This is a genomic window from Oceanibaculum nanhaiense (assembly GCF_002148795.1).
GTDB lineage: Bacteria > Pseudomonadota > Alphaproteobacteria > Oceanibaculales > Oceanibaculaceae > Oceanibaculum > Oceanibaculum nanhaiense.
Window position 1 is genome coordinate 1 of sequence record NZ_MPOB01000021.1, and the last position, 11672, is coordinate 11672.

At 68.1% G+C, this 11672-nt stretch carries 11 protein-coding genes; 5 read left to right on the plus strand and 6 right to left on the minus strand.

Annotated elements, in window-relative coordinates; genetic code table 11:
* Nucleotides 1-666: calcium-binding protein (locus BKM74_RS18200; protein WP_140056127.1), on the plus strand; the 666-nt coding region annotated here is incomplete at its 5' end.
* Nucleotides 667-699: 33 nt separating this feature from the next.
* On the opposite strand, the gene BKM74_RS18205 is transcribed toward BKM74_RS18200, so the two are convergent.
* From BKM74_RS18205 to BKM74_RS18220, 4 genes are all read right to left on the minus strand, one after another.
* On the minus strand, nt 700-1449 hold the full coding sequence (locus tag BKM74_RS18205) for a phosphatase PAP2 family protein (protein ID WP_086467112.1): 750 nt from the start codon (nt 1447-1449) through the stop codon (nt 700-702).
* Entirely contained in the window at nt 1446-3146 is a 1701-nt protein-coding gene (locus BKM74_RS18210) for a phosphoethanolamine transferase (protein ID WP_086467113.1), read from the minus strand. Before BKM74_RS18210 ends, BKM74_RS18205 begins: the two co-directional genes overlap by 4 nt.
* An 85-nt stretch (nt 3147-3231) precedes the next feature.
* Nucleotides 3232-3795: a cytochrome b/b6 domain-containing protein gene (locus tag BKM74_RS18215; protein ID WP_086467114.1), complete on the minus strand. Its 564-nt coding sequence runs from the start codon at nt 3793-3795 to the stop codon at nt 3232-3234.
* 4 nt (nt 3796-3799) lie between these two features.
* Nucleotides 3800-4075 (minus strand): PepSY domain-containing protein, encoded by a 276-nt coding sequence (locus BKM74_RS18220; protein WP_086467115.1) that lies wholly within the window; start codon nt 4073-4075, stop codon nt 3800-3802.
* A 128-nt stretch (nt 4076-4203) separates the two neighbouring features.
* On the opposite strand from BKM74_RS18220, the gene BKM74_RS18225 reads away from it, so the two are divergent.
* The gene (locus BKM74_RS18225; protein ID WP_086467116.1) at nt 4204-4860 is read left to right on the plus strand and encodes a response regulator; all 657 of its coding nucleotides are present in this window, start codon (nt 4204-4206) and stop codon (nt 4858-4860) included.
* Entirely contained in the window at nt 4857-6221 is a 1365-nt protein-coding gene (locus tag BKM74_RS18230) for a sensor histidine kinase (RefSeq protein ID WP_086467117.1), read from the plus strand. The genes BKM74_RS18225 and BKM74_RS18230 overlap by 4 nt, the downstream gene beginning before the upstream one ends.
* 3 nt (nt 6222-6224) lie before the next feature.
* Here the strand turns inward: BKM74_RS18230 and BKM74_RS18235 are convergent, their stop codons facing one another.
* Nucleotides 6225-8603 (minus strand): YbcC family protein, encoded by a 2379-nt coding sequence (locus BKM74_RS18235; RefSeq protein WP_086467118.1) that lies wholly within the window; start codon nt 8601-8603, stop codon nt 6225-6227.
* A 15-nt stretch (nt 8604-8618) separates the two neighbouring features.
* On the minus strand, nt 8619-10181 hold the full coding sequence (locus BKM74_RS18240; RefSeq protein ID WP_086467119.1) for a proton-conducting transporter transmembrane domain-containing protein: 1563 nt from the start codon (nt 10179-10181) through the stop codon (nt 8619-8621).
* Nucleotides 10182-10280: 99 nt separating this feature from the next.
* Between BKM74_RS18240 and BKM74_RS18245 the strand changes: the two genes are divergently transcribed.
* Both BKM74_RS18245 and BKM74_RS18250 read left to right on the plus strand, forming a co-directional pair.
* Complete coding sequence (locus tag BKM74_RS18245; RefSeq protein WP_086467120.1) at nt 10281-11234, plus strand: LysR family transcriptional regulator; 954 nt, start codon at nt 10281-10283, stop codon at nt 11232-11234.
* Between the two features lie 214 nt (nt 11235-11448).
* The coding region (locus BKM74_RS18250; protein WP_086467121.1) for a metal-sensing transcriptional repressor at nt 11449-11672 on the plus strand (224 nt) is incomplete at its 3' end.

Below are 11672 nucleotides of genomic sequence, written 5' to 3' on the forward strand. Positions count from 1 at the left end.
GGCTCGACCACCATCACCGGCGGCGCCGGCCAGAACTATGTGGTGGCCGACGATGCCAGCCAGTACATCGTGCTGGGCGCGGATGACGATTATATCGATGGCGGCGCCGGCAACGATACGGTCGGCTCTGCCGATGGCAATGACACGCTGCTGGGCGGCGACGGCAATGACTCGGTGTTCGGCGGCGCGGGCAATGACAGCCTCGATGGCGGCACCGGCTACGATACGCTGGATCTGACCGGCGGCGGCGCGAACGTCGCGCAGGGCGGCCGCCAAGGCGACACTGTGCTGGGCGGCGATGGCGGCGACGAATTGCGCGGCGGCAAGGGCCATGATTCCATCACCGGCGGGGCCGGCGACGATGTGATCTACAGCGGCCAGGGCAATGACACGCTGACCGGCGGGGCCGGTGCGGATCTGTTCGTCCTGAAGGACTTCGATGCGAATTTCGCCAGCGCCATCCTGACGCCGACGATCACCGACTTCCAGCAGGGCACCGACCGGCTGGCGGTGGAACATGTGACGCTGATGGAGTTGCAGGCGGCGATTGCCAATCAGGCGGTAACCGGGACTGGTGTGGTCATCGAGGTGGCCGGGGCGAGCCTCACCTTCCTCGGTATCAGTGCTCTCACCACCGCCGATATCGACGCCGCCTTCTACGCCTGACCGGTTGCCATGAACGCAGTTCAGGGCGGCGTTCTAAAACGCCGCCCTGGGCTCATCGGTTCGATTGTCGCCGCTGAGGACGGCTTTCTCCCGCTGCCAGCCGTACAGCCGGCTGGCACAGGCGGCGAGCAACAGGCCGATCAGCATGGTGGCCAGCGTGTGGGTCAGGTAATGCTGGCCGCGCGCCATCTGATAGAGCCCCATGGTCCAGCCGGCCGCCATGCCGGGGGCGTAAGCGAGCCAGCGCCGCCGGTCCGTCAGCAGGACCAGGCCGAACAGGCCGAAGCCGCCCGCCGCATGTCCGGCCGGCCAGCAGCGCAGCTGCGGCTCGAACGGCGCCAGCCCGTAGAGCCGGTCCCAGATCGTCACCCCCGTCCGGTTGCCGCCAAGCAGCAATTCCTGCACGGGACAGGAGACGCCGGTGAACTGCTTCAGCAGGTTGGCGGCCATCGGCGTCAGCGCCAGCACTAGAATCGCCAGGGCCATGCGGCTGTGCCGTTCGCTCCAGCCTTGCCGCCAGCCAGACCAGGCCAGCAACAGCACGGCGATCCCGCCGCCGATCCCCAGCAGGCGCCGGGCACCGGTATAGAGGATTGCATGCGCCAGCCCGCCTTCCTTGGGCATCAGCCAGTCATTCGTCACGCTGTCATGGAACAGTCCGGCCAGCGCCAGATCGAGCCGGTGCCAGGCCGGTACCGCGATCAGGATCAGCAGCAGGCCGAGCAGGACCGGTAGTTCCCAGCCAACAGTACCTGTCCGCCGCCAGCCAAGGGCGTGGCTCATCCTGGTCCCCCGGCCTGCTGGGCGATGAAGGTGTCTGGCAGGCGGCAATCGGCGAAGGCGTCGAGCACGGGCTTGTAGGCATCGGTCTCGATATCCAGCAGCCCCAGCATCGTATGGAAGATATTATCGTGGCTGAGCGGCCGGTCCCTGTCCCTGGCGAGGCACCCCTGCACAAGCCGGGCGCGGCGCTGGAAGCCGCCGGAGTTCCACCAGATCATCGGTACATGCTTCTGCACTTCGGGCGCGATGGCGTAGGGCAGGCCATGCAGGAACGCGCCGCCTTCGCCCAGCGATTCGCCATGATCGGAGACATAGAGCAGCGCGGTGTCGGCCTGCTCCGATGCCGCGTCCAGCACGCGGATCGCCTCGGCCAGCACATGATCGGTGTAGAGGATGCTGTTGTCGTAGCTGTTCGTAATCGCCTTGGTTTCGCACTCCTGGAACTGGCTGGTGTCGCAGGTCGGCGTGAAGCGCCGGAAGGCCTCCGTATAGCGCCGGTAATAGGCGGGGCCATGGCTGCCCATCTGGTGCAGCACCACCACCGTATCCCGTTCCATCGTTGCGGCGACCCGGCGCAGCCGCTCGACCAGAAGCATGTCCATGCAGCCTTCGGAGTCGCAGAAGGGTTCGTCAGCCGCGTCGCGGATGGCGAGGGTCTCGGTCGGCACCCGGGCACAGACGCCCTTGCAGCCGGAATTATTCTCCAGCCAGACGACATCGAGCCCGGCCTTCTGTACCAGGTCGAGCAGGTTCTCCGACGCCTTTGCCTTGCCGGGCGAATAGTCGGAACGGCCCAGCGGCGAGAAGATGCAGGGCACCGATTCCGCGGTCGAGGTGCCGCAGGAGGCAACCTCGGTGAAGCTGACGACCGGCAGCGTGGCCAGCTCCGGGTTGGTAGGGCGCGCATAGCCGTTCAGGGAGAAATTGGCGGCGCGGGCGGTTTCGCCCAGCACGAAGACGAACAGCATCGGCTTGCGGTCAGGCGTCTTCCAGCCGTCGCCCAGCGACACCAGCCGCGCGATCGGCGCGGGCGGGCCGGCAGGCGCCTTCCGGTCGGTGCCCAGCGCATAGACCGTTGCCGAATAGAGCGCGGTCACCGGATTCACCATGTGCCGGATCTGCCGGTTGTTGCGCGCCAGCGAGGCGTAATCCTGGAAAAAGAAGAGTGCGATCAGCCCGACCGCCGCGACGGAACCCGTCAGCGCGCCGATCCGCAGCAGCGCCTCGCGCTTCCAGCCGTGACGGGTGAGCGTCACCGACAGGATGAAGCCCGCCGGCAGGATACCGGTCAGCAGCATGTGCCAGACCAGAGACCAGGACAGCAGGTCGCCCGCTTCGCGCATGTCGGTCTCGACGATGTTGGCGATCATCGTCTTTTCGACCAGCACCCCATAGCTGTCCATGAAGAAAGAGGTGCCGGCGGCGATCAGCACGAGACCGGCCAGCACCGGTTTCAGCAGGCGCGGAAAGGCGACAAGCTGCAGCGGCAGGGCCAGCAGCACCAGGAAGAACACCCCCAGCGATCCGAGGAACAGCAGGTCGTGCGGCGCGCGGCCGCTCCAGACCTGCACGATCTCCTGCCATAGCCGGTGATTATGAACCGCCAGCAGGAAGACCGCGAACAGCAGGACCAGCGTCAGCGGATGCAGCGAGAGGCGAGGAAGCGTTGGCAGCTTCAGGGGTGATTTCGGGGGCATCGGTTATCCGTGCGTTGGGGCTGACACGTGGACAACCGATACGCCCCGAAGCTGACGGGAAGCTGAAGGTACCGAGGGGGAAGGCTCAGGCGATGTCCGTTCCCGATGGGGCGCGCTTGCGCCCGACGATCATCGCCCGCACCAGATTTTCGCGGTGGCGTAGGCTGGCCAGGGCGATGCCGGCCAGATGCACCGCGACCAGGACCAGGATCAGGTTGGCCAGGGTCTCATGAATTTCCTCGACCCATTCGATACCCCAGAAACGGTCGAGGGTTCCCATCCACCCGGTCAAGGCGGTGGCGGCGATGACGGCGATAAGCGCCAGGATCATCGCCGCGCCTGCCGGATTGTGGCCCAGATAGCGTTTCTCCCGGCCTTTCAGCATGTCCCGCAGATAGGCACTGACCACCGCTGGCGACCGGACGAAACGCGAGAAGCGGGCATAGCGGCTTCCGATCAGGCCCCAGATCAACCGGGCGGCCAGCAGCCCGGCGATCAGATAGCCCGTCCATTCATGCAGGGCGTCCCATTCTTCTGCCGACAACCAGGCAATCGCGATGCCGCCGGCCAGCATCCAGTGAAACAGGCGCACGAAGGGATCCCAGACCTTCACGCCTGGCTCCTGGGTAGGCTGCATGGCGGGCTGCATGGGGTCAGTCCTTCATCTTCGACCGGATCATCTCCAGCGTCTTCGGATTGAAATAGGCCTCGATCCGCTTGCCGTTGGCGTCGGTCGCATAGACTTCGTAGCAGCCATCGTCGGTCTTCAGGCGCTGCACCTTCCAGCCCTGGGCCTCCAGCTTCGCCTGAAGTTCCTGGGCCGGCTGCCATTCATCTTTCGGTACGTTGCACTTGTCGCTGGCCAAGGCCGGCAGGGCGGCGGTGCCGATCAGCAGTGCTGTGGCCAGTGCGGTCATTCGGATACGCATGTCGGTTCTCCTGTAGCGTGTGAAGATGGCGGCACCCTGACAGGAATTCCTGACAGGAAGCTGAAGGCCGTTCAGACTGGCGTCAGCCGCCCGGCCTATGCATCCTGCGTTGCTGTAGCGGAGGGCCGATGCGTATCTTGCTGGTTGAAGACGAACCGGGTCTGGGAGAAGCCGTGCGGGAACATGTGGCGAGTACCGGCCATGCGGTGGACTGGATGATGACGCTGGCGGACGCCGAACATGCGTCGCGAACGGTCGCCTATCACTTGATCCTGCTGGACCTGGCCTTGCCGGATGGCAGCGGGCTTGCCCTGCTGCGCGGTCTGCGGGGCAGGGGCGACAAGGTGCCGGTGATCGTGCTGACGGCGCGCGACCGTATCTCCGACCGCATCGAGGGGCTGAATGCCGGCGCCGACGATTATCTGGTGAAGCCCTTCGATCTTGAGGAACTGTCGGCGCGCATCATGGCGGTCAGCCGGCGCTATGCCGGTGACCCGAACCCGGTCCTGCGGCTGGGAAATCTGGAAATAGACCAGACTGCGCACAGCGTGACGGTGGCCGGCACCGCTGCGGAGCTGACGGCGCGCGAATGGGCGGTGCTGGAACTGCTGATGCGGCGGCCGGGCGCGCTGGTCTCGAAGGAACGGATCGAGGATGCTCTCTATGCCTTTGGCGCCGAGATCGACTCCAACGCGGTGGAGGTCTATGTCAGCCGCCTGCGCAAGAAGCTGGGGCGGGAGACGATCCGCACCATGCGCGGCCTTGGCTACAGGCTGGAGCCATGACGACCGCCCGCCCTGCCAGCATCTCGCGCCGCCTGACCCTGCTGCTGACCGGTGGCATTGCGCTGCTCTGGCTGCTGGGTGCGGCCTTTTCCGTCCTGGTCATGCGGGAGGAAATCGACGAAGTGTTCGACAGCGCGCTGGAGGAAACCGCCCAATGGCTGCTGCCGCTGGCGACCGGCGCCCTGGAAGGCAAAGCAACGCCCCCGGGCCTGCTGGGCGAACAGGATGATGACGACGAATATCTGACTTTCCAGCTGCGCGGCCGCGACGGCGCTGTGCTGCTGCGTTCCCATGACGCGCCGGAAGCGCCCTATACCGGCTCGCTCGCACTCGGATTTTCGGAATCCCGGCATCACCGCGTCTATACCATCGCCTCGGGACGCTATTTCCTGCAGGTCGCCGAGCCGCTTGGCCATCGGCACGAAGCCCTGATGGAGAGCGCCGGCGCCTTGCTGCTGCCGCTGGCCGGGCTGGTTCCGGTCTCTATTCTCCTCATCCTGTGGTCGGTGCGCGGCGGTCTGGCTCCGATGCGGCGGCTGCAGGGCGATATCGGCGCGCGCGACGGTGGCAATCTGCAACCCATCGCGGACACCGACTGGCCGGAGGAGATTGTGGGCACCGTGCAGGCGGTGAACCGGCTGCTGCGCCGGCTGCGGTCGGCGCTGGAGGCGGAACGTGTCTTTGCCGCGACCAGCGCGCATGAGCTGCGCACGCCGGTGGCCACGGCCTTGGCGCAGACCCAGCGCCTGCTGGCGGAGCTGGAGAGTGGCCTCACCCCAGAGGACGCGCAGGCGCGCGGGCGCCGGATCGAGGCGACGCTGCACCGGCTGGGCGGGCTGGTGGAAAAGCTGCTGCACCTGTCGCGCGCGGAGGCCGGCATCGGCCTGTCGGAAACCGAGAACGACCTGCTGCCGGTGCTGCGTCTGGTGATCGAGGAACTGGCGGCACAGCCGGGTGCGGCGCGGCGGCTCTCCCTGGTTATTGCCGATGGTGCATCGTTGCGGGCGCGCATGGACATCGACGCTTTCAGCATCGTCGTGCGCAACCTGATCGAGAACGCGCTGGCCTATGGCGACCCCGAAACGCCGGTGGAGATCGCCGTGCCGGATGACCGGACCGTCAGCGTGCGCAATGGTTGCCCCGCTATCCCGCCGGAAACGCTGGCCCGCCTGACACAACGCTTTGTGCGGGGCTTCGTGCACGGCGGCCGGGCCGGGGAGGGGCCGGAAGGCTCCGGCCTTGGCCTTGCCATCGCCGACACCATCCTGCGCCAGACCGGCGGAACGCTCGAACTGTTCTCGCCTGTTCCGGGTCAGAGCGACGGCTTCGAGGCGCGGGTGATATTGGCCGCTATCCGATGATTCCTATGCCGCTTCTGTAGCCGTGCCGAACGCCTCCCAGGCAAGGCCCGGGCGATAGCGTGCGGTGATCCGGCCCTCCTGCAGCACCAGCAGGTGCAGCCAGCCATTATCGAACAGCTGCCGCACGCCGTCATGCCGGCGCAATATGTCGGTGATCGCCTCGACCGGCGCCTCGACCAGTACGGTCAGGCGCAGCGCCTCATGCGCGGGCTTCTCGCCATCATGCAGCGTCTGAATCGGCAGCCCGGGGCGCAGCAGGCCGCCATTGCCCTCGACGACGCCGATGCCGCCGACGACATTGTGGATCAGCTTGTTGCCGCCGCCGAAGGTCTCTGGCGCTACGGTCGAGCCGTAATATTGCAGGCTGATCCAGCTGGCCACCACGACCGGCGCGGTCAGGATCAGCTCCAGCGTCGCGAAATCCCTGTCCTGGCTCCAGTCATAGCTGTGCAGGAAGGCCCGGCCTGCGAGGTCGCGCCCCGCCGTGACGCTGCGGGGGGCGGCGATAAAGGCAGCGCAGCCAGCGAGGCCCCATTCCGGCCGCACCTCGGCCCAGTCCGCCGCCCGCCGAGCCAGATCCTCGCCGGCAGCGCCGGGCAGCCGCAGGGCACGCTCGGCCCGGGCCTGCCGTCCGGCGGCGGCGAGCCAGGCTTCCGCCTGCCTAAGGAGGTCCGCATGGCCGGGCGCCTCGCTGTCGCGGTAGAGCGTGACGCTGTCCGTCACCGTGTCGTGCAGTCCGGCGACGAACAATGTGTCCTGCGGCAGCGTGATCCCCAGCGCGGGCAGGCCGGCCCTGGTCTCCGGATCGTTCAGCAGGGCTGCGAGCAGGCGCGCGGAAACCTCGCCGGTCTGGCCGCTGCAGGCACCGCAATGATAGGCGCTCTGGTGCGGGTTGTTGGTCACCCGGGCGCCATGGCCGACCAGCAGCACCAGCCGCGCATGGCCTTCCGTCAGGCTCATGGCGCGCAGGATTGCGGCGGCCGTCTGCGCCTTCTGCGCGGCTGTCAGCTGGTCCTCGAAGCAGGGTAGCCGCTGAGGGGAGGGGGCCTGTCCGCCCAGTCCCAGCGCATCGCGGATCAGCTTGCCGCCATAGGCCGGGCCCGCCGCCTCGACGAAGGCGAAGGAGGAGACCGCTGCCTGCCGGAACCGGCCCCAGGCGCGCCGCGCCCGCGCCGTGATCCGCGTTGCCGTTTCCTGTTCGGCGTCGCCATGGCTGGTGGCTGTCAGCGTCGGGTTCAGCAGGGCCGGCAGATGGGCCTGCGCCTCATCCGTGCCTTCCGGCCGGTGCGCGACCGGCAGGCCGAAGAAACCGGCGAACCCCAGCGTCTCGATGCCCTGATCCTGGCTTTCCAGCGCCCGGCGGATAATTTCGGAGCGGACATCGATGCAGAAGGCCGCCTGCAGCGCGGCGCGCCCCGTCCGGGCTGAGGGGCCGGCGAGCAGCCCGGCAAGCCGGCGCTGATGCGCGCGCTCGGCGGCATCCTGCAGGATGGTGTCCAGCACCTGATCCGGCGTTGGTGTCAGAGGTGCCGAATGCGCCGCGACCGTCGCCTGCCAGCCGGCGGCGACCGCCGGAACTTGTGCCAGCAGTGCCTCCTCCCAGACCAGCCGGATCGCCAGTAGGTCGGTCAGGGTGGTGTCGGTGCCGCCCGTCAGTTCAGCCTGCCACAACAGCCAGCGCGCATGCTGCGACCAGCCGCCCAGATCGAGCAGCAGCCGGTGGAAGGCCGTCTCCGCCGCTTCCGCCGGCAGGTCCAGACGCTCGGCGGCCCGCAGGATGGCCCGGTCGGCGCTGTCGGGTGCCTCGGCCACATGGGCGCAGAAACCTTCCAGCCCGGCGATCTCGGGCGTTAGGTCGTGCGTCGCCCATTCCCGCCAGGCGGCGAAGGCGCCATGGCCCGGACGCGGCGACCAGAGTGCCTGCCCCCGGTCGAAATGGCCGGCGGCCCAGAGCCCGATGCTGCGGGCGATGATCGCCGGCCAGTCGGTTCCGGTCGCGCTGGCGGCCAGCGCCGCCACCGTCGGCAGCGCCTCGGGGGCTGGCGCCGTTTCCCGAATCGCTGCCTTCAGCGCGGCCAGATCATGCGGCTTCGCGGGCGCAGGGCAGGCGGTCAGTGCCGCCGAAAGGTCATCGTCGGTGATCTCGCCCGCCGCCAGCTTCTCCGCCAGCGCCGCGCGCGGCTGGGTCAGCCTGGCCCCGGCGACGCGGGCGAGTCGGGCCGAGGCCTGCGCCAGATCCTCGCCCGCCTGGCCGAGGAAGGGGTTCACTGCGACGGTCGCATCCAGCGGAAAGGCAGGCGGGATGGCCCGTGCCGCCGCCTCGGCGGCCTGCAGGATTTCTGTGGCCCGCGAGGCGGTGATCCGGTCATGCTTGAGGAACATCGGAATTCTCCCGGTTCAGGCGTTGCGGGACGTCCGGAAGCCGCCGATCATGCGGTCCAGAAGCGCGTTCAGGTAAAGCCCGTTCGCCAGATGCACGCGAAGCCCGGCGGTCGAGGGGTGATGCGCCCAGAGCGGGAACAGCGCCTGCGCGAAGGCGACCAGGCCGAAGGACAGTACCGCCAGCACGATCAGTGCCCATTCCAGCGATCCGGCGACCGGTGCTTGCGGCAGCCACGGCCCCCATATGGCCTTGGCGGCGACCTGGAACCCGAAATAGGCCAGCGTGGCGGCCAGCGAGGCGGTGGCGGTCCGAATTGTCAGCGACCAGGGGGCGGCATCCGCGAGGCCCTGGGCGATCAGGTAGGAAACGCCGAAGATCAGCATCGCCCCCAGCGCCAGCGCCTGCGGCGACTTCTCGCCCAGCAACAGGGTGAAGCCGGTCGCCACCGCGACATACAGAACCAGCGCCAGCGCGAAGGAGCGGGCGACCGCCCCGAGGTTCGGCACGGCGACCGGGCCGGGCTTGCGGATCGCATTCACCGCCTGCACCGCGCCGCCCGAGGAGAGGAAGGCATGCGCCTTGTAGAGCGAATGCGCCACGATATGCAGCAGCGCCAGCGGCCAGAGCCCCAGCCCGCATTGCAGCAGCATGAAGCCCATCTGCGCCACGGTGGACCAGGCCAGCGCCGTCTTCACCGCGCTTTGCGTCAGCATCACCAGCGCCCCGAACAGGGCCGTGATCCCGCCGACCAGCACCAGCGCCGCCATGGCGCCGGGGCTGGTCTGCACCAGCCCGGACAGGGTGATCAGCAGCACCCCGCCGGAATTGATGATGCCGGCATGCAGCAGCGCCGAGACGGGCGTCGGTGCCTCCATGACCTCGGTCAGCCAGCCATGGACCGGCAGGGCCGCCGTCTTCAGCACCGCTGCGAGCACCAGCAGGGCCACGGCAATGACCGCTGGCGCCGGCAGGCTGGTCGCCGCTGTCAGCACGGCGATGTCGGTTGTCCCGAAGCTCAGCCAGAGCAGGAGTGCCGCCAGCAGCAGCGCCACATCGCCGGCGGTCCAGACCCGGATGAACTTGGCCGCCGCGCGGCGGGCTTCAGCCCGTTCGGGGTAGAATAGAAGCAGCTGCCGCAGGATGAGGCCGGTAGCGATGAAGCTTGCGGCCAGCACCCACAGGCTGGCGGCCTGCACCAGCAGCAGGACAGCCGCGATGGCGGCGAGCACCAGCCCGTGGAACCGGCCCTCGCGCGCCTCGCCATCGAGATAACGGCGGGAATAGCGGATGACGACCCAGCCCACGAAGGCGACCAGCAGCGCCAGCGTCACGCTGATCGCATTGAGGCGGACCAGCGCAAGCCCCTCCGCCGGGCCGCTGGTTAGCAGTTGCCCCAGACCGCCCAGCACGAGAAGCAGGCTCGCCAGCCCTGCCGCCTCGGCCAGCTCGGGCAACCGCCCGGGACGGCGCCCGGGATGGACGGCAAACGGCAGGGCCGCCGCCAGAAGTACCAGCGGCGCCAGGGCCGTCAGGGGAAAGGCCGTGAGGGGAAATTCCGTCGGCAGGAAGCTTGTCATGGCTGGTTCCGTGAATGCGTGAACGCAGAGCCATGTACCGCTTGCTGTTTATTCAGAAAATTACATATATTGTGCCGTTTAATTCTGTTTAATAGAACAATGGCACATCTGAACCTGCATCACCTTCGCCTGTTCCGGGCGGTTGCGAGCGATGGCACCCTCACGGGAGCGGCCCGGACGCTGAACCTGTCGCAGTCCGCGCTCTCCACCCAGCTGCGCGCGCTGGAGGCGTCGCTGGGCCAGGATCTCTTCGAGCGCCGTGGCCGTGGCCTTGTGCTGACGGAGGCGGGGCGCATCGCCCTCGATCATGCCGAGGCCATCTTCCGCACGGCCGATGACCTGACCGCGACCCTGCGCGAAACCGGGCGGGCGCGGCGGGCCCTGCGCATCGGGGCGCTCGCCACCCTGTCGCGCAATTTCCAGATGCAGTTCCTGCAGCCCCTCATCGGACGGGCGGATGTCGAGGTGATCCTGCGCTCGGGCGCGCAGGACCAGCTGCTGCGCGGGCTGGAGGGGCTGTCGCTTGATGTCGTCCTGACGAACCTCGCCCCGGCGCGGGATGCCGCCAGCCCGTGGCTGGTGCACCGGTTGGACGAGCAGCCCGTGGGCCTGATCGGCACGCCGGCCCGCCTGGGAACAGGCCGTGGGGGAACAGGCCGTGGGGGAACAGGCCGTGGGGGAACAGGCCGTGGGGGAACAGCAAGGCGCGCGCAGCCGCTGAAGGATTTGCTGGCCACCGAGCCGCTGATCGTGCCAACGCCGGAAACCGGGCTGCGCGCCGCCTTTGACGCTTTGGCCTCGCGGCTCGGGGTGACGCCGGTCTTTGCCGCGGAGGTGGATGACATGGCGATGATCCGCCTGCTGGCGCGCGCCGATGCCGGGCTGGCGATCATCCCGCCCATCGTGGTCCGGGACGAGCTGGAGGCCGGCATTCTGGTCGAGGCGGCCCGGCTGGACGGCATCAGCGAGCCCTTCTTCGCTGTTACCCTGCAGCGCCGGTTTCCCAATCCGCTGCTCTCGGAACTCCTGCGGCCGGGGCAGGACGAGCGTTGATCCAGAGGGTGCTGACAGGCCGGCACACGCGCTCAGCCATACATAAATCGGCACCGAGCCGGCGGCCGGCTTCGGCAGAAACAGTCGGGCCAGCGCGTGCCGAAAAGACAGGGAGGCCCTTCGATTTCCGGTTGCCCGACAGGCGGCTGGACGACAGGACAGCATTGATGACTTGCCATTGCTTCAATCCTCCCTGGGGGGATATGTTTCACGGATGAACGCCCATGGCTCCCACCATCACCATGACGACATACTGAAACGGCTGCGCCGCGCGGAAGGCCATCTGCGCAGCGTGATCGCCATGATGGATGAGGGACGGCCCTGCGTCCTCCTCACCCAGCAGCTTCATGCGGTGGAGCGCGCGATCAGCGAGGCCAAGCGCGTCCTGATCCGCGACCATATCGACCATTGCCTGGACAGCGCGGTGGCCGGCGACGG